We start from the raw sequence: 19,399 nt of genomic DNA on the forward strand, positions 1-19,399 counted from the left end.
TCAAAACAGGGACATCGATCGCGCAGCCTGATTTTATATGAGTTGGTTAACATATGATCCAGAACTGATAGCTTAACCTGCCTGCAGGGCTGTGTCGAGTACGCAGTGCAATTCAGACGAGTGAGGTGGGTTCAGTCTGAGTTGGAGGCGTCGCTGATACGTTGCCTGAGATAGTTCGCGCGGGCCGCATTTCGTTCGCTCGATTCCAGTTCGCCTCCCTGCAGCTTCTGCAGGTGAGCGGGTTGGGTGAAGATGAACATTTCGTTCACGGCTGAAATGGGCAGGCTTTCGATCAATCCTAAATTGACCCCCATACGCACGCTGGAGAGCAGGTGCATGGTCTCTTCGGAACTGATGGTCTGGGCGGTACTCAAAATCCCAAAGGCGCGGGAAACCTGATCGTGCAGACCCTGGCGATTTTCTTTGAGCAGCGAGTTTCTGACACGCCGTTCGTAAGAGATGATATTGGGGACGACTTCCTTGATGCTGTCGATCAGCTGATGCTCGGTCTGCCCCAGAGTGACCTGGTTGGAGATCTGGTAAAAATCACCCATGGCCTGACTGCCTTCGCCGTACAGTCCACGGACGGCCAGATTGATCTTCTGCAGTGCCTGGAAGACTTTCTGAATCTCTTTCGTGATGACCAGTGCCGGCAGGTGCAGCATGACGCTGACACGGATTCCGGTACCCACATTGGTGGGGCACGCTGTCAGGTAACCAAATTCTTCACTGAAGGCGTAGGTGACTTCGGATTCCAGCAGGTCATCAATCCGATTGATGGTGTCCCAGCATTCGTCGAGAGAAAATCCACTCCGTAAAACCTGGAGGCGGAGGTGATCTTCCTCATTGACCATGATGCCGATGTTTTCCTCGTTATCCAGTCCCACACCACGGGGACCAGAGCGTTCGGCATGCTCACGGCTGATCATCTGGCGTTCGACAATGAACTGACGATCCAGGTTCGAGAGCTTGTTTACATTCAGATAGGAGAGTTTTTCCTGCATGGGCAGGTTGGTAATGATCGGCCGCATCAGCTGCTCGATCTCACCCAACGTAGATTCCGTACAGCGATTGATAAAGGGGAACTGTGCGAGGTTTCTCGCCAGGCGAATTCTGCTGGACATCACAATATCGGAGTCCGGGCCGATTCCTCTCAGCCATTCACCACTCGTGCGAGTGAATGCATCCAAATTCACCCTGATTCTCCTTGATTGAACTAAATAAGTCAGACCCCGGGCCTGTAATCCGGTTACCGGCCCGCATGGTAACTCGCGTGACTTTCATCCCCAAACGGTGTAGACTCGGGGACTGAATACCATACTGGTTCAGCCCCGGAAAACAAAGTCATACAACCGAGTTCTGTCAGAAAGCCGTTGAAGAACGGTTACTCTGATTTATTCTATGCAATGCGTGTCCCGAATACCATTGCACTCCCGTGGATTCCAAAACTGAAACGGGAAACTCCGGGAGTACACCACCCCCAACCTGTAGACAGCGACCGAGATTTTGCGGATTTTTGAGAACAGGGACCTCCGACAGCTTGTCTCTGTAATCAGAAACACTCATAAGAGAGTCCGCAGCGCACATTTAGAAACGGGATGCCCGGTCATCCATAGAGACGGCAACTGAAGGCCCATGAAATACGTTCCAGATTTTGATACTTTTCAACAGCTTTCCACACAGGCGAACCTGGTTCCCGTGTATCGCCAGTTGACCGGAGATACCTTGACTCCGGTCAGTGCGTATCAGCTGCTGGAGAAGGGCCCGTATTCGTTTCTGTTTGAAAGCGTCGTGGGTGGTGAGCAGATCAGCCGCTACAGCTTCCTGGGAGCCAACCCCTTTCTGACCATCGATGCCTACCAGCAGCGGATGGTAATCCAGCAGCAGGGAGAGACCGAAGAGCGGACCGTCGCTGATCCACTGCAGGAGCTGGAATCCATTCTCGATCAGTACCAGGCTCCCGAATTGCCGGGGCTTCCCCGTTTTTGCGGAGGGGCCGTCGGTTATGCTGGCTATGATGTCGTGCGTTATTCTGAAAACCTGCCTGATGCACCTGAAGACGATCGTCAGCTCCCGGACCTGTCCTTTGCGCTGTACGACCATATGGTGGTCTTCGATCAGATCAATAAGACCGTGCTGGTGGTGGCACATGCCCATATTACTTCCGGAATGAGTGAGTCAGATCTGCAGGCCGCATATCAGGCTGCCTGTGAGAAGATCGATCAAACCTGCGAACGCTTCCAGACGGGGGATCCTGCCGTATTGAAGATGGCGGATATCAGTGTGAATCCCCATGCGGAACCGGATCTACAGTGGACGTCCAATTTTTCGCAACAGAATTTTGAAGCAGCGGTCGACGCCTGCAAGGAATACATCGTAGCCGGCGATATTTTTCAGGTCGTCTTGAGTCAGCGCCTGAAACTGGAGACTTCGGCGACGCCACTGGATATTTATCGCAGCCTGAGAGTCGTCAATCCGAGCCCGTTCATGTTTTTGCTCAAGACTCCCGAAGTCGATCTGGTCGGCAGCTCACCTGAAATCATGGTGCGTGTTGAAGACGGTCTGACGACGATCCGGCCCCTGGCGGGAACCCGCAAACGGGGGAAAACCGAGGCGGAAGATAAGCGTCTGGCCGAGGAACTGCTGGCCGACCCCAAAGAACGTGCTGAGCATGTGATGCTGATTGACCTGGCGCGGAATGATGTCGGCCGGGTAAGTGAGTTCGGTTCGGTGGAACTGTCGGATGTGATGGTAGTAGAACGTTACAGCCATGTCATGCACATCACATCCAATGTAACCGGTACGCTGACCGAAGGGCGAACGGCCCTGGATGCCTTGCGTGCCGGGCTGCCTGCAGGAACGGTCTCTGGTGCCCCCAAAGTGCGGGCCATGGAGATCATCGACGAATTTGAACCACATCGACGGGGCCCGTATGCTGGCGCCGTCGGATATCTCGATTTTACGGGAAATATGGATACGTGTATTGCATTGCGTACGCTGGTTATGCAGGGATCGACGGCCTACGTTCAGGCCGGCGCCGGGATCGTTGCCGACAGTGTACCCGAGACGGAATACTATGAAACATTGAACAAGGCAAAGGGGTTGCTGAAAGCGATTGAGGTCGCTGAACAACAACTGAAATAATTCAGATCAGAGTGGTGACCGTCTGAATTCTTTCGGCTCTGATTAGTTGTTTCGACATCATCCCCACTGTCGATAACAAAGGTGAAGCAGGAGTACGATGGAATCTCAACAGGAGAATAGCGCTCTCGATCCATCAGTGGGTTCCGAGAAAGAAGAAGCCATTAACGCCCCGACCAGTTTTGGCGGGATCGTCAGACGCCTGGGCCCCGGCCTGATTGTGGCCGGCAGTATTGTGGGTTCCGGCGAGTTGATCGCAACCACCAAAACCGGTGCCCAGGCCGGGATTGCTCTGTTATGGCTGATTATCGTCGGCTGTCTGATCAAGGTGTTCGTACAGATCGAACTGGGACGCTATTCCATCTCCCGGGGAGAGACCACGCTCCAGGCGCTGAACCATGTGCCGGGACCCCGCCTGGGAGTCATGCGGAATCCGAATCAGCAGGCTCCCAACTGGATTCTCTGGTTCTGGCTGATTATGAGCCTGTGTACGATCGGGCAACTGGGGGGGATTGTCGGCGGTGTAGGGCAGGCTCTCGCACTGACGCTGCCGATTAAAGGCGATTATCGCCAGGCGATCCAATACCCGTCCGAAAAAGAATTCGTGCACTACCTCGAGATCGAAGAGGAACTTAACAGCGAAGAGAGCTCCCTGGCTGCCATGTCTCCCAAGGAGCGGGAGCGATATCTGCGAGGGCACGCCAAGATGCAGCAGCGAATTGAAGCCCTGCAGGAAGAGGGGCAGATGATTCTGCAGAAGATTCGCAATCAGGAATCCCTGGTCGATGAGCAGGGCTCATCCCTGCTGGAACCGCAAACCTGGGACGATAAGATCTGGGCCGGTTTGATTTCGGTGATGACCGCCTTTCTGCTGTTCTACGGTCGCTACAATCTGATCGAGCATCTTTCGACGATTCTGGTTGTTTCGTTTACGTTTATCACGGTCGGCAATGTCTTTTCGCTTCAGACTTCAGAGATCTGGAGCATTTCTGGCGAGGAAATCATGAAGGGGCTGTCGTTCGGAATTCCAGAAGCGACAGGGGGCATGAATCCTCTGATTACTGCGCTGGCAGCGTTTGGAATTATTGGCGTCGGAGCGACCGAACTGATTGCCTATCCTTACTGGTGCCTGGAGAAGGGCTACGCCCGCTTTACCGGCCCCCATTCAGAGGATGCTAGCTGGGCCTTTCGCGCCAAAGGCTGGATGCGGGTGATGAAGATCGATGCTTTCGCTTCAATGTGCATCTACACTTTTGCCACCCTGGCGTTTTACCTGATGGGAGTGGCTGTTCTGCACAAGGAAGGTTTGGATCCAGACGGGATGAGGATGGTGAGCACGCTGGCGGAAGCCTATGTGCCTGTGTTCGGGACGTACGCCAAATGGCTCTTCCTCGCGGGAGCGATTGCCGTTCTCTATTCAACATTCCTGGTGGCGAATGCAGCGAATGCACGTATCTTTTCCGACGGACTGCGTTTCTTCGGAATCTACGACGAACGTAAGCCGGGCGCACTGCAGAAATGGATCAGGGGCATGTCGTTTATTCTGCCTCTGCTCTGCCTGGCGGTATTTCTGACCGGGGCTAATCCGGTCAGGCTGGTGTTGATCGCGGGGACCATGCAGGCCATCATGCTGCCAATGCTGGGGATCGCCGCCATCTATCTGCGATATACCCGGATCGATCAGCGATTAACGCCTGGACGGCTCTGGGATCTGATGCTGTTTCTCTCCTGTCTCGGTCTGTTGCTGGCGGGTGGGTTCGGGGTCTACAAACAGTTATTCGCCTGATGTGAAAATTGGCAGCGCGTTCTGAATTGCTAAGGTCAGAAAAGTGTCCCAGCCAGGGGGACTCGATGATGTAATGATTTTGAACGCAGCCCGGCTGATGATGTGCAGCAGATACCGTTTCTGTATAATCAGTGTCAGGCGCCTGAGAAGGTCTGTCAGCATGAATTGCTGGAACAGATCCGGTTTTGCTGGAATTCACCAGGAAATTGAAAATAGTGTCGAATACGAGACGAAGGATGCAGGTTAGATGAGTGGTGAGAAAACGATTTTCAAGAAAATTATCGACCGGGAGATTCCGGCTGACATTATCTACGAAGACGAACTGTGTCTGGCGTTCAAGGATGTCAATCCACAGGCTCCCGTGCATGTGCTGGTGATTCCCAAGAAGGAGATCGTATCGATTTCTCACCTGGAGCCCGAAGACATGGAGCTGGCCGGCCACCTGTTTCTGACAGTTGGAAAGCTGGCAGAAATGCTGGGGCTGGAAGAAGGGTATCGTACAATCGTCAATACTGGTAAAGCCGGAGGTCAGACGGTCGATCATCTCCATTTACATCTACTCGGAGGTCGCTCCTTACAGTGGCCACCCGGATAACCGGACTTCCCGGGAATTTGAGCCCTGGTGCCGGCGAGAAACGAATTGCGAACCCTGACTGCTGTCAGTCATAATGAGAGTATCAGACAAAACATCATATGAGCAGGGGATTGAGATCGTGTTGAAATCAAAAAACTTTCGAAAGGTACTGTTTCTGATCGGCTTTATGGGAATCGCGTTTCCAGCGCAAGATGTCCTGGCTCAGGGGAGTTCCAAGAAAGGGAATGTGAAACAGCTCAATATCCAGGCTGATAAGCTCCGCGATTCGTTTATTCGCCAGTCTGCTGAAATCGCCCGTAAATATTCTGATGCCGGCGATTATGAGAAATCCAAAGAGATGCTGGAGTCGATTCTCAGCATTAAAAAAGATGTCCCAGGCGTGAAAGCGATGATCGATCAGCTCGATGAGAAAATGATCTCGTCGAATTCCGCTGATTTTGAAATCGATGCGGCTCGTAACTGGAGTGGTCCTGCCGGTCTGGTCGCGAAGGGGAGATCAATTCGGATTCAGGCCACCGGGACCTATGATCTGATTACAGACATCAAGACAGGCGTCGAAGGGCTGCCTGAGAAAAACCCCATGAAAGAACTGGCTCCCGGCGTACCTGTAGGAGCGTTGATGGGGGTTGTTCTCTCACAGGAAAAAGGGAAACCCAAAATGGGGAAGCCCTTCAAGATCGGAGAGAAAGTCGAATTCACGCCTAAAGATGATGGCGTGCTGATGATCGGTCTGAATCTGCCTCCGGGACATCAATCCAAAGGGAAAGTGAAAGTCCGGATCAGCGGGTATTTCAGACGCAGTTCAAATTGAGCGAACTGATAAAAGCGGCGTTACTTTTTGTTCTTACGAGCGTTCATCTCAGCGCGGATCTCTCTCCGCAGCAGCTCGGTCATCTGGCTGCGTTCCTGCAACAGTGGTGCAGTTTGAGCAATCACCTTACGCATATCAGAAATAATTCCGCTCTCCAGCTCTTCGGTCGTAATGCCATCGCAGGCATTCACGCAGGCGACGACTCGACGGACCATTTCCTGATTTTCAGGAGTGTCTTCGCCGAGGATTTCTCCCTCGCTTGAGATTACAAAGTGCGGAGGTTGAATGGATTGACGCTCTCCAGTCATTCGCCGATTACTCCAGTTGCTTTAAGCCCGGTGTTCGTGTGTACCGCGCTCTATGTGCTGTTTTGGGAATTCATTTCAGACCAGAATAACAATGGTCAAATAAGTACTGTTATCTGATCTATCGGCGAATGAGGAAGCTCGGATTCACTATCTCTAATGGATCATTAAAAAATGAATCCTGATTTTAGTGTCTTTAACTCAAAATTCAAAACTATGGTCCATCTGGGTAAGATGGGGCGTTTTGAATTTTCAGTCAATTATTCCAGGACGATCAGCAGATCTCCCGACTCCACCTGAGTACCGGGCTCGATCAGAATCTCTTTGACGACCCCATCCTGTTCAGAAATGACGCTGGTTTGCATCTTCATGGCTTCCAGCATCAGCAGCTGATCGCCGGCTTTGACTTTGCTGCCGACCTTGATGGTCAAGGAGACCACAACACCAGGCATCACTGAACCGATTTGCTTCTGATCAGATGGATCTGCTTTGCGGCGGGTATCGTCTTGCGGTTTCAACGATTTATCTACGATCACCACTTCACGCGGCTGACCGTTGAGTTCGAAGAAGACCGTTCTGCAACCATCTGTCTGTGGCTTACCAACAGCCAGAAACTTGATGATGAGGGTTTTACCGGGAGCGATGTCGACGGCGATTTCCTCTTCCGGTTCCAGTCCGTTGAAGAAGGCGTAGGTCGGCAGGCCGCTGGTATCGTAGTACGCTTTCTGATGTGCTGCGAAATCTTCGAAGACTTTGGGATACAGCAGGTAAGACACGACTTCCTGATCGGTAGGCGTGCGGTTGATCATCTCCTGCACTGTCTTCGCAGCGTCTTCAAAGTCGGCAGGAGGTAAAATACTGCCCGGACGTTCGGTGAGAGGCTCTTCTCCTCGCAGAATTCGTTTTTGAACAGCGTCAGGGAAACCGCCCGGGGTCTGTCCCATGCGACCACTGACGAGATCCAGTACTGATTCGGGGAATGCCAGATCACGTTCGCCGTTAACGACATCGTCACAGGTCAGATCATTGGCAACGAGGAACAGTGCCATATCGCCGACTGCTTTGGAGGTAGGAGTTACCTTTACGATATCGCCCAGCAGCTGGTTGACTTCCGCGTAGACATGACAGACTTCAGACCAGCGGTCTCCTAGACCCAGCGATTGCGCCTGCTGCAGCAGGTTCGTGTACTGACCGCCGGGCATCTGGTGATCGTAAAGATTCGCACCGGCTGGTAGTACGGGGCTTTCGAAGGCCGTATAGAAGTCACGGACGGCACGCCAGTACTCGGAGATTTCGTCGAGGTGTTCGACGTTGACCTGCGGCTGGTGTTCTGCGAATCGCAGGGATTCAATCACCGTGGTCAGGTTCGGCTGCGATGTTCCACCAGACATAGACGGGACTGCCCCGTCGGCGATATCCAGTCCTGCCTCAGCGGCTTTCAGAATGGAAGCCGCCTGTCCGCCAATCGTGTCGTGGGTGTGGAAGTGAATGGGAATGCCGATTTCCTGCTTCAAGGTTTTAACCAGCAGTTCGGCTGCATAAGGTTTGCACAAACCGGCCATATCTTTGATCGCCAGGATGTGGGCACCCATGTTTTCCAGTTCCTTGGCCATCTTCACGTAATACTTCAGATCGTATTTCGATTTGGACGGATCCAGAATGTCGCCGGTGTAACAGATACTGGCTTCACAGATGGCGCCGCTCTTCTGCACTTCTTCCATCGCCACCTTCATGTTGGGCACCCAGTTCAACGCGTCAAACACGCGGAACACATCGATGCCTGCAGCGGCAGCTTCTTTCACAAATGCGCGGACCACGTTGTCCGGGTAGTTGGTATAACCAACGGCACTCGAAGCACGGATCAACATCTGGAACAGAATGTTCGGCACTCGTTCCCGCATATCAGCCAGACGCTGCCAGGGGGATTCTTTCAGGAACCGCATGGATGTATCGAAGGTCGCTCCACCCCACATTTCCAGCGAGAACAGTTGCGGGCAGTTATGGGCGTAAACTTCCGCGATCTGCAGCATGTCGTGTGTACGGAAACGGGTCGCATACAGCGACTGATGGGCATCGCGGAAGGATGTATCCGTCAACAGCAGCTGTTTCTGATCCAGAATCCATTTGCTGAATTTCTCTGCCCCCAGTTCGAGCAGCTTCTGTCGCATGCCCTCCGGTGGATCGATCTGTTTTTTGTTGTAAGACGGCACTGGAGCCGGCATCCGTCGCTTTGCTTTCGCACGGTCTTTGACCAGGGCGTTGCCGTTCACGATCGTCTCTGACAGGTAGGTCAGCAGTTTAGTAGCTCGGTCGTGACGTTTGGGGAACTTGAACAGTTCCGGCGTCTCATCGATGAACCGGGTAATACACTCACCCTTGATGAAGGTCGGGTGCGTGACCAGTTTCAGCAGGAACGGAATGTTCGTTTTCACGCCACGAATTCGGAATTCCTGCAGACAGCGTTCCGTACGGGCGGAAGCATCTTTGAAGGTCCGCGCCCAGGTGGTCACCTTAACCAGCAGTGAGTCGTAGTAAGGGAAGACCATTGCACCGGAGAATGCGGTACCCGCATCAAGGCGGACGCCCATACCGCTGGCCGAGCGATAGTGTGCAACGCGTCCATAGTCGGGCATGAACTTGTTCGTGGGATCTTCGGTCGTCACGCGGCACTGCAGTGCAAAACCGTGAGTCTTGATCTCTTCCTGAGAGTTGATGCCGATTCCGGTATCTGAAAGCTTAGCACCCTGGGCGAGCAGGATCTGTGATTTGACGATATCAACACCGGTAACCTGTTCTGTCACCGTATGTTCGACCTGGATACGAGGATTCACTTCGATGAAGTAGAACTGGTTCGTGTCGTCATCCAGCAGGAATTCGACGGTTCCTGCCGACTCGTAATTTACGCTCCGACCAATTTTCAAGGCGGCATTACAGAGGGCTTCGCGAACCGAGGGATCCAGGTTTGGAGCCGGGGCAATTTCCACGACCTTCTGGTGACGACGCTGTACCGAACAGTCACGTTCGTAAAGATGAACCAGACCACCGTGCTTGTCACCCAGCAGCTGGACTTCAATATGACGGGCACGGGAGATGAACTTTTCGACGAATACATCGGGACTGCCGAAGGCCGCCAGCGATTCACTGCGGGCCTGCTCGTAAGCAGCGTCGAATTCTTTCTCCGTCTGTACGACACGCATCCCACGACCACCACCGCCGTGGGCTGCTTTCAGAATGATCGGGAAGCCGATGGTTTGAGCAGTTTTGCGTCCTTCTGCGGGATCGGTAATTGCTTCACCACTACCGCCGAGAACGGGAACACCTGCCTGCTCGGCAATTTTACGGGCCGAGATCTTGTCTCCCAGCGATTTCAGAGTCTCGACCTGGGGACCGACGAAAATGATGCCGGCGTCTTTACAGGCCTGGGCGAATTCTGCGTTTTCGGAGAGGAAACCGTAGCCAGGATGGATGGCGTCGATTTTCTTCTGCTTCGCCAGTGTGATGATGGCGTCGATATCCAGGTAGGATTTCACTGGATGGCCCGGCTTACCAATCTGGTAGGCTTCGTCTGCCTTGGTCCGGTGCAGGGCGTAACGATCTTCATGGGTATAGATGCCGACCGTGCGAATCCCCAGTTCGTGTGTACTGCGGAAAATTCGAATCGCAATTTCGCTTCGGTTGGCAACGAGCAGCTTTTTAATCTTACCCTCAGACATGAGCTATCCTGGTTCTTTGTATACTTTATGTTTGATGGTCTGGTTCAATATGGCCCAAGGCGTGATTTGCCCGCTGGCCAGCGGTTCCCAGAGTACCTGTCTGAGCCCGGAAACTCAACACACTGCCCCGTCTGGCGGCAGCGAAAGTCCAATGCGCACTCACAATCGTAACGATGAGATGAATTTTACTAACTTCCCTGCGGAAACCGCCTTGGATTGATTCATCTTGACCTGTTTTGCTTCTCTGATTAGTGTTCACGCCAATCTGACCCGTTCTATTGCGGCTCCGCTGAAATTCAAGGGGCCCGGACAGTAGAATTCTTCGAATTACAGGCGAAAAACGGTGGTGAATCAAATGGGACAAAAGCAATGCGATCTCTGTGCAGGAACCGAGTTTGAACAAATTGGAACCCGGGACCGGCATCGCCAGCCCTTGGAAACAGTGATCTGCAAATCCTGTGGCCTGGTCGCCCATGGCCAGATTCCCAGCGACGAAGAGCTTGCCCGCTATTACGCCACCGAGTACCGCCAGAGTTACCACGGCGAAATGACTCCTTCCGATCGCCGCGTGATGCGAGCCTGGAATAACGGCGAACGAATTTTCAGCCAGCTGCAGCCCCACATCGAACCCGATATGGAAGTCTTCGAAGTCGGTGCAGGCATTGGCTGCACCGTCAAAGTCTTTGAACTTAATGGACACGCTTCGCGGGGAATTGAACCGGGCGAAGGTTTCCAGAATTATTCGCAGCAGCAACTCCTGACCAACGTCGTCCGCGGAGATCTCTTCGAGCAGCCCCGTGACAAAAGCCACGAGCTGATTCTGCTCGTCCACGTGATCGAGCACTTTAACTCGCCCCGCAAGGCCCTCGAATACATTCGCGGCATGCTCTCCGACGACGGACTGTTCTACGTCGAATGTCCAAACATCGCGGCTCCCTTTGCCCGTCGCAGCAAAATGTTCCATTACGCTCACATTCATAACTTCACTCCCTCCAGCCTCAAGATGCTGGCCGAGAGTTGTGGCTTCCAGCTGGTGCAGCAGTTCGGAACTCAGGAAGATCCCAACCTGCAGATGCTCTTCTCCTGCAGCGATTCAACCGAACTTACCATCGATCCGGATAATTACCGCGAAACGATGCAGGTCATCAACGCCGCCACTCCCCTGCAGTATCACCTGCGGCCTTATTACTTCACGTCGCGTGTGAAGAAGGTCTCCAGCTATCTCAAGGAGCACCTGTCAGCCAGACAGTTCGTGGCAGACGTCATTCAGGAATGCCAGAAGTTCGCCGCAGAACAGGAAGACGAAGCTCCCGAATCATTGCGTTCAGCTGCGTGATTTCGAATCCCCTTTTCGTGCCTTTCGTGAATTTCGTGGTAGCAAAAAAAACGTCAATCAATTCGCCGCCGGCTTTGGATTACTCCGCGGCGTAATCTTCGCTGAGGGGCCCAGCGGGCGTTCTTCCTGATGCGGAAAGGCCCGGATCGTCGTCACGATCTGTTTCTGCTGTTCGAATTGTTTGCCGCTCTCCAGTTTGACGGTCGTCTCCAGGAAGCGTTCGATCCTGGATTCCAGCGGCAGCCCTGTCTGGCGGTCGAGCAGACAGCTGCCAAACGATTTCCCGCCCCGGATAAACAGCTGCACCGATTTTCCATGCTGGTTGATCGGACTGCTGATCTTCGAAGCCGCGATGTCTCCCGCGATGTTGATCCGGGCGATGTTTTCGTTGAGCTCACGCAGCGTGTACTCAGTCTTCAGGACCATCGGGATTGGCTGCGTCAGACGCCGGGTTTTCGTCCAGCTCTCGCCCACACGCACCGCGCCCCCTTGATGTTCCTTGTTGATGTTATAAGGCAGCAGACCAATGCTGTCGTCGATGAAGTTGGCCACGCCGTCGTCCCCCGAGGTCTCGGAGATCTTTGCCAGCACGGTTTCCCGCTGACTGACCGGCGTGTTCTGCAGACATCGCTGCATAAACTGATCAAAGCCGACCAGCTCGATGATTTTGTTATCCGGTCCAATCCAGAAGGAGAACCCGTTCTGCACGAGTCCCTGATAAGCCTGGACCTCCGGTGGTGCAGGGCCCGAGCTACGATTGGAATCGAACGAGACTTTCTCACCCGCGATGTCATGTGAATACTTCACACCCGAATACTGCACGCGCAAACGCTTCCGACCGTCTTCCTGAAGCTCCTCCACCGTCAGCGCCAGAATCAGCTCCAGTTTCGATTTACTCTGCACGACCCCGGCAGCCGAGGCCTGCGACAACGTCTGCTCCACCGTCTTGATCATCGGAAAACGCTGATTGACGGCCAGGTTCAACTCCAGCACCTCTACCTTTTCCTCACGCAGCGAAACCGGCGCGACTTCCACAGGCGGTTGCTGAGTCTGTTCCGCGACCGCTCCGGGAGGTTTGACGTCTTCCACCTTTTCCGACGATTCGTTCTGCTGCTTGTTCAAAAAGGACCAGCCGGTCCCGGCAAGAATCACAATTCCGATCATCCAGCTGATATAACGCTTGCCCTGCATGGCGACATTGTCCAGAATAGATAAAAAAACTAATGAATGTGCTTTTTCTGAGTTATTTCCGGCACAAAAGTTATCAGTAATACGGATTTAGTGAAAGACGAATTCAAACCGGCGCCTCGACCCGGGGGCCTGAGAGGGGAAGCGAATGCGATCTGTGATTTTAGTTGGTTTAACAACACTGTTTACGCTCTCCTGCTCCCTTGTGTTCGCCGCTGATGCGCAGCCTGAAACGCCCCGGCGACCCAATGTGATCCTGCTGCTCTCGGACGACCAGCGTCCCGACACCATCGCCGCCCTCGGGAACCCGGTCATCAAGACCCCCAACCTGGATCAACTCGTCAAACAGGGCACCAGCTTCACCCGGGCCACCTGTGCCAATCCGATCTGTACCCCCAGTCGTGCGGAAATCCTCACTGGTGTCGGCGGATTCCATAACGGATCGATGGACTTCGGCAAGCCAATCAAATCCGATCTCCCCACCTGGTCCGAAACCATGCACAAAGCGGGCTACAACTCCTGGTTTGTCGGGAAGTGGCACAATGACGGCAAGCCGGTAATCCGGGGCTACGATGAGACGCTGGGCCTGTTTACCGGCGGCGGCGGTCGCTGGGCGGTTCCCTCCTACGATGGCAACGGTCTGCTCGTGACCGGCTACCGTGGCTGGATCTTTCAGGATGATGAGCGTCACTTCTTTCCCGAGAAGGGCGTCGGGCTGACCTCCAATATCAGCGAACACTTTGCTGACGCAGCCATCGAATTCATCGAACGCAAACACAGCAAACCCTACTTCCTCCATGTCTGCTTCACCGCCCCCCACGATCCACTGCTCATGCCTATCGGCTACGAACAATACTACAACCCCGACGAAATGCCCGTTCCCAAGAACTTCCTGCCCGAGCATCCCTTTGATCACGGGAACTTCGACGGTCGCGATGAAAAACTGCTGCCCTGGCCTCGCACCAGGAAGGTCGTGCAGAACGATCTCTCCCTGTATTACTCGGTGATTTCGCATCTGGACTCGCAAGTCGGACGGATTGTTGAAGCCCTGAAAAAATCGGGACAGTGGGATAATACCATTCTGATTTACTCCAGCGATCATGGCCTGGCAGTCGGCAGCCACGGGCTGCGAGGCAAGCAGAACATGTACGAACACACGATCAACGTTCCGATGATCATCGTCGGTCCCGGCGTCCCCGCCGATCAGCGCTCGGCCGCGCAGTGCTATCTCCGCGATCTCTATCCCACCAGTTGTGACCTCGCAGGCATCCCCATTCCCAAATCGGTCGAAGGCAAAAGTCTGAAACCGGTCCTCACAGGGAAGCAAGAGGAGATCTACGAGGAAATCTACGGCTACTTCCGCGACTTCCAGCGCATGATCCGCACCGACCGCTGGAAGCTGATCCTCTATCCGCACCTCGATCGAGTCCAGCTCTTCGATCTTCAGAACGACCCTCTGGAGATGCACGACCTCTCTCAGGACCCCGCTCATCAACAGACTCGCGACGCTCTGCTCCGCCGCCTGAACGACTGGCGGAAGTCGCAGAACGACAAGTCGCTGGCTTCGGCAAAATCTTCCTGATTCAACCGGTCTGTTGCTGCGAATTTGATTTTGGGGTGCTCTCATTCTGATGGCGCTCCGGTTCGCTTTGTGGAATTTACAAGAAAATCCTTGACTGCTTTCCCTGTTGTGAAAATGTTATAAGTTGCTTGCTGGATAAGGCTTGTGGCTTTGTTTGTCAGGCCACCACGTCAAATCGTCATAATTGGCATATTTTACGCTCTTCCCAAATGTCGTTCACATCACAACGCGGGCTTTTAAGATTTAGCCTTAAGGGGGAGAGTCAAGATGATCCAGAGAAAAAAACGTAGCTTACGACGGCCGTTTCGAATCCTGCTTTCGCTGGCATTGGCAGGCGGCATCTGTGGTGCCCCGGCCTTCGCAGCCGACAAGTCATCCCGACGCAGCGACAACAGCAGCAAATCCAGCCGCAGTGACAAAGGCAGTTCCAGTCGCTCAATTCGTTCACAGAGTTCCTCAAGTCGTTTTAAAAGTTCAAGTCAAAAACAGAGCAGTCAGCCCAAATCGTCTTCTCAAAGTCGCCCGAGTCGCGTTACTCGCGATTTCAAAAAGAGTGCTGGTAAAACATCACCCAAGGCCTTCAATCGAGGGTCACAAAAATCCCGACCCTCCTTTAAGGTCGCACCGAAATCCTCGCGACCTGATTTCAAAATGCCGCAGTTCGGCAAGAGCAGTGGTCTGAATCTCAACACCAAAGATCTGCAGCCACGCGTTCCCGATCGCAAACGACCGGATTTCAAAAATCCCAATTTTAAAGTTCCTGATCGCAAACGTCCTGAAATCAAAATTCCTGATCGCAAAGTTCCCGACCGGAAGATCCCAGACCGCAAGATCCCGGATCGCAAAGTACCTGACCTGAAGATTCCGGATCGCAAACCGGACCACGGCAGGTTTGTTCCCAAGCCCGGGAAGAATACGGTCCGTCCTCGACCAGACTTCAACGGCAAAAATAATGTCTTCAAACCAGGCAGAGATGTTTTCAAACCCGGTAAGGGAAATCGCATCCCGCCAGTCAAAGGCATCTCTCGCGACGATCTGCTCGGCAAGCCGGGTAAGAACTCGGGAAAAACCAGATATCCTGGTGTCATCGATCTGTCCAAACACAAAGATCTGATCAAGGGAAAAGACCACAAGTTCGGTCCCAAAGGTCCTTCGAAAAACTGGCTGGGTAAGAATGGCGTTCCCCTGGATAAAGATTTCTTCAAAGGCAAAAACATCAAGCCGATCAACGGTAACCTTGATAAGAAACTGAAAGCCGGTCAGCTGAACGCGTTGATTAACAGCAAGCAGAACAAGAACTGGCACCTCAAGAAACAGTTTGAGCTGCACAAAAAAGGTGACGTCGCCCGTCAGTTGAAACTGAATCAGAATCTGCTCAAGCATGGCGGATGGCGGAACCGCAGCCTGTTCGGCAAAATGAACAATTCCTTCGTCAACACTCACTTCGGCTTCTTCTACGCCGGTTCCGGGTTCTACCCCAGCTACTGCTGGAGCCCGCACTGGAGTGCCTGGGTTGACTGGTGCTGGTGGGACTGGTGTCACCCGATCTGCGATCCTCGTCCACTGCTCTGTCGTCCAATTATCTATGATCCCTGTGGTCCCTGGGTCTGGTATGACTGCCCCGTCTGGCAGCCGCTGCCCATCGTCACCTGTGGTACCTGGGTTGACGTGGAACCCATCGTGATTGACGCGGGTCTCGACCTGCAGATGCTGGCTGTCCGCTTTGTTGACTCCGGTCACCCGGAACAGGAACTCGGTCCCCGCTACCGCGTCTGGTTCCGCAATAACAGCGACGTCGATATCAACGCTCCCTTCAACGTCATGCTGCTGGCTTCCAACACTCGTGATGCGGTCGCAGGACTCCCTGAAGCAGGTACGCGGGTTGATAATATCGCCGCCGGTCAGATTCAGTCTGTCGACATCCGTCTGCCTTTTGAAGCCAGCATGATGTCGACCGATGCAGAAGGAAACCAGGTTCCCTTTGAACAACTGCACGTGCTGATCGATTCGCACCGCGAAATCCCCGAAGCCTTCGAGGAAAACAACGGTGCTGTGATGCCGCGAGTTGATGTTCTGCCCGTCGATCCCGCCCTGTTCTCGTCTGATTCCGACGTCGTCGTGAGCGGTGCCCTGATCAACCTGGCAGGTGAAGGTCTGGGACCGGAGCCCGGCAAAGTGCTGATCTCGATGAACGGAATGAACTTCGAAGCTGAGATCTACGGCTGGTATGATCTGGGTGTTCGGATTCAGGTTCCGGAACTGCCACTCGTCGATGCTGCAGAAGCCACAATGATCGTGGTGCGGGGCGACGAAGCGGTTTCTAATCCCATCGATCTGGTGATTGCACCACAGACGGCTGCACTCACCGCTGAGTAACGGAAGTGTGCGGGGGCTGGCTTGGAGCCAACCCCAGTTCCGATCGGGGAACAGGTCTTGTACCTGTTCCCCTTTTTTATTGCGCCCCGCCCGATCCGCTTTCAAAGGATCCCTCATCAGTTCTCTCCGCATCCACTCCCCGGTTTTCAGTTCACTTCTGTCTCTGAAAGGGAACAGATTGAACTGGAATCGCCTCTGCCGAAACGTATCCTGTTTCGCATCTGGCTCGCGCGCGAGACAGGTGGTCTGCACTAAAACATCCTGCACCAGTGCTGAAACAACAGCTGAATCCGCATCGCTTTTCACTGACTGTTTAGTGGAGCAGAGCACACCCGTTCGCAAAGTTCGCCCCTCCATGTTCAGGGCAAACCAGGACACAAACCGGTTAGACGAGGACAAAATCTGGGACAGACCAGGACAAAATCCGGCCACATCAGGACAAAATTTTGTCTTGACCCCCAACTGCCGATTCACAAAATAAATACAATCCATGACCAACTCCATAACAAAGAGCAGCACAGAGCCCCAGGTCGCCACCGATTTCACTACAACCCACAAGCTACAACATCCCATGGCAATCCCTCATTACTTCCCGTGAGCGGCAAGGCGCTAGCCGCCGGTAAAAAGGTCGAAGCCTGCCTCCAGTACAACGATCTGACCCCATCCGGCTCGTAAAAAAACAGGGTGAGCCCGAATAAAATTCGAACCGAGCGCAGCGAGCAGGAAACTGACAGTGTTGCGTTCACGAAAGAAAAACAAGGCGATCACAGGATCTCAGCTGTTAAAGCCGATCTTCATGAGTTCAACATTGCCCCTCACGGTTTCCCATTGCCCGCCGATGGAATTCAGACCAATCAGAAATTTTATAAAAACGAACCCCACCCCCGTACCTGAAAATCGTTAAGCTGTAGGGAACGAGTTTTCAGCACTGGCGATTTGCGAGTAAGGAATCAAAAATGTCTGAGAGGCAACAGTTTCAGGATTGGCTCGACTACCTGCCGGACTTTCTGCAGGAGTTCCAGTCTTTCATGGATGAGAGCGATCAGGAGTATGACTATTCTCCTGAAAGCCTCGATGCACTGGAGGAGTGGATTCTCAGTCATTATCAGGATACCGACGATTTATTGAAGAAGTCCGAAAGTCAGATCCTGAATCTTCTGGCCTGTTATATCGGAGAAACCATTATCAAAATCAAAGGAGGCCAGTGGGAACTCGATGAAGAACCTGATTCGGTCTATTACGGACTTCCTGTGATTGTCCTGCCACCATATGGAGACACTGTCTGTCCTATAACGCTTGCGACAGCTTCCGCGGATAGAAGAACGGGGGATTTTCTTAGCTCACTCGCTTGTAGTGAGGAATGAATACCTGAAAACGGGTTAGCCCAACCCCGCTGATCCCTCAGTTACTTCATCAGCCTTCCCAGCAGAAAATTTTCGTATCTTTCGTGCTTTTCGTGGTAGTAACCCCAATAATTCGCGATACCATCCCGCCAGCCAAAAACATCCCGAGGTAACACCACTGAAAACATTCCTGTATGAATTCTGGCTCTTCGGTATCAAACAGGCCTCGGCCTGTATCTTCGGCGGGTTCCTGCTGGCGATGATCATTATCACTCGCTTCTGGTACCCTTTCGAATCGCTCTACCGCTACGATTTTCTCTTCCTGGCCGCCGTCGGTTTCCAGATCTTTCTGCTCGCCTTTCGTCTGGAGTCACCCAAAGAGGCGGTCGTGATTCTGATCTTTCACATCGTCGCCACCATCATGGAACTCTTTAAAACCTCCGACGGCATTAAGTCCTGGCAGTATCCCGAACCATTCGTGATCGGTATCGGCAACGTCCCCCTGTTTGCCGGTTTCATGTATAGCGCGGTCGGAAGTTACATCGCCCGCGTCTGGCGGATCTTTGACTTTCGCTATTCCAGCTATCCGCCGCTCTGGACCACGGTCGTGCTGGTGACGCTGATTTACATCAACTTTTTTTCACACCATTACGTCACCGACATCCGCTGGCTGCTGATTATCGCCAGCCTGGTCATGTTCGGCCGCGTACAGATCTATTTTCGCATGGACCGCATCCACCGGCACATGCCCCTGGTCGTCGGCTGGCTGCTGGTCGCGCTGTTTATCTGGTTCGCCGAGAACATCTCAACGTTTGCCAATGTCTGGGTTTACCCCACGCAACAGCACCACTGGCAACTCGTCTCCATCACCAAGCTCGTCGCCTGGTATCTGCTGATGCTGCTCAGCTTCGTCCTCGTCTCCCTCGTCAACCGCCCGACAATCATGCCCCCCGCACTCCTGGAAGAAGAACAAACAGCGAACTAAATTCCAGCAAGCCAAAAAAAACTGAGCGGCAAGGCGCTAGCCGCCGGTAAAAAGGAAGACGGCTGCATTCAATAACACGATCTAACCCCATCGGACATCTCATAACAATCACCGGGTGCCACTGTTGGCTTGCCCAACAGTGCTAAGATCAGTGAAGAAGATCTAGAATGAGAAAAAAACAGGGTGGGCCCGAATAAATTCGGGCCGAGCGCAGCGAGCAGGAGGTCGCAGCTACCGC

The 19,399-nt window shown here is 53.4% G+C and carries 14 protein-coding genes; 10 read left to right on the forward strand and 4 right to left on the reverse strand.

Annotation, left to right across the window (positions count from 1 at the left end):
* Positions 1-131: 131 nt before the first annotated feature.
* On the reverse strand, positions 132-1,196 hold the full coding sequence (locus tag F1728_RS21665; protein ID WP_145042979.1) for a protein arginine kinase: 1,065 nt from the start codon (positions 1,194-1,196) through the stop codon (positions 132-134).
* Positions 1,197-1,635: 439 nt separating this feature from the next.
* Here F1728_RS21665 and trpE point away from each other — a divergent pair, with 439 nt between their 5' ends.
* From trpE to F1728_RS21685, 4 genes are all read left to right on the forward strand, one after another.
* Positions 1,636-3,144, forward strand: coding sequence for an anthranilate synthase component I (gene trpE / locus F1728_RS21670; protein WP_155365818.1), 1,509 nt, complete (start codon positions 1,636-1,638; stop codon positions 3,142-3,144).
* A gap of 97 nt (positions 3,145-3,241) precedes the next feature.
* A complete protein-coding gene (locus F1728_RS21675; protein WP_155365819.1) occupies positions 3,242-4,927 on the forward strand; it encodes an Nramp family divalent metal transporter in 1,686 nt (561 codons plus the stop codon).
* A 247-nt stretch (positions 4,928-5,174) separates the two neighbouring features.
* A complete protein-coding gene (locus F1728_RS21680) occupies positions 5,175-5,522 on the forward strand; it encodes a histidine triad nucleotide-binding protein (RefSeq protein ID WP_155365820.1) in 348 nt (115 codons plus the stop codon).
* Positions 5,523-5,640: 118 nt separating this feature from the next.
* Positions 5,641-6,333 carry a hypothetical protein gene (locus F1728_RS21685; protein ID WP_155365821.1) on the forward strand — a complete coding sequence of 231 codons (693 nt, stop codon included), beginning with the start codon at positions 5,641-5,643 and terminating at the stop codon, positions 6,331-6,333.
* 20 nt (positions 6,334-6,353) lie between these two features.
* On the opposite strand, the gene F1728_RS21690 is transcribed toward F1728_RS21685, so the two are convergent.
* The gene (locus F1728_RS21690; protein ID WP_145189880.1) at positions 6,354-6,641 is read right to left on the reverse strand and encodes a hypothetical protein; all 288 of its coding nucleotides are present in this window, start codon (positions 6,639-6,641) and stop codon (positions 6,354-6,356) included.
* Positions 6,642-6,898: 257 nt separating this feature from the next.
* Positions 6,899-10,351, reverse strand: a complete 3,453-nt coding sequence (locus tag F1728_RS21695) for a pyruvate carboxylase (RefSeq protein ID WP_155365822.1) — start codon at positions 10,349-10,351, stop codon at positions 6,899-6,901.
* 355 nt (positions 10,352-10,706) lie between these two features.
* Between F1728_RS21695 and F1728_RS21700 the strand changes: the two genes are divergently transcribed.
* The gene (locus F1728_RS21700; RefSeq protein WP_155365823.1) at positions 10,707-11,687 is read left to right on the forward strand and encodes a class I SAM-dependent methyltransferase; all 981 of its coding nucleotides are present in this window, start codon (positions 10,707-10,709) and stop codon (positions 11,685-11,687) included.
* Between the two features lie 57 nt (positions 11,688-11,744).
* Here F1728_RS21700 and F1728_RS21705 read toward each other — a convergent pair whose 3' ends face one another.
* Positions 11,745-12,878, reverse strand: coding sequence for a DUF6263 family protein (locus tag F1728_RS21705; protein WP_155365824.1), 1,134 nt, complete (start codon positions 12,876-12,878; stop codon positions 11,745-11,747).
* 145 nt (positions 12,879-13,023) lie between these two features.
* On the opposite strand from F1728_RS21705, the gene F1728_RS21710 reads away from it, so the two are divergent.
* The 5 genes from F1728_RS21710 (at position 13,024) to F1728_RS21730 (ending at position 19,161) form a co-directional block, all read left to right on the forward strand.
* Complete coding sequence (locus tag F1728_RS21710; RefSeq protein WP_155365825.1) at positions 13,024-14,457, forward strand: sulfatase-like hydrolase/transferase; 1,434 nt, start codon at positions 13,024-13,026, stop codon at positions 14,455-14,457.
* 267 nt (positions 14,458-14,724) lie between these two features.
* On the forward strand, positions 14,725-16,833 hold the full coding sequence (locus tag F1728_RS21715; protein WP_155365826.1) for a hypothetical protein: 2,109 nt from the start codon (positions 14,725-14,727) through the stop codon (positions 16,831-16,833).
* A gap of 684 nt (positions 16,834-17,517) precedes the next feature.
* Complete coding sequence (locus tag F1728_RS21720) at positions 17,518-17,727, forward strand: hypothetical protein (RefSeq protein WP_155365827.1); 210 nt, start codon at positions 17,518-17,520, stop codon at positions 17,725-17,727.
* Between the two features lie 62 nt (positions 17,728-17,789).
* Positions 17,790-18,197 carry a hypothetical protein gene (locus F1728_RS21725; protein WP_155365828.1) on the forward strand — a complete coding sequence of 136 codons (408 nt, stop codon included), beginning with the start codon at positions 17,790-17,792 and terminating at the stop codon, positions 18,195-18,197.
* 157 nt (positions 18,198-18,354) lie between these two features.
* The gene (locus tag F1728_RS21730) at positions 18,355-19,161 is read left to right on the forward strand and encodes a DUF817 domain-containing protein (protein ID WP_145042955.1); all 807 of its coding nucleotides are present in this window, start codon (positions 18,355-18,357) and stop codon (positions 19,159-19,161) included.
* The last annotated feature ends 238 nt before the right edge of the window (positions 19,162-19,399 follow it).

The sequence above is a fragment of the Gimesia benthica genome, assembly GCF_009720525.1.
GTDB lineage: Bacteria > Planctomycetota > Planctomycetia > Planctomycetales > Planctomycetaceae > Gimesia > Gimesia benthica.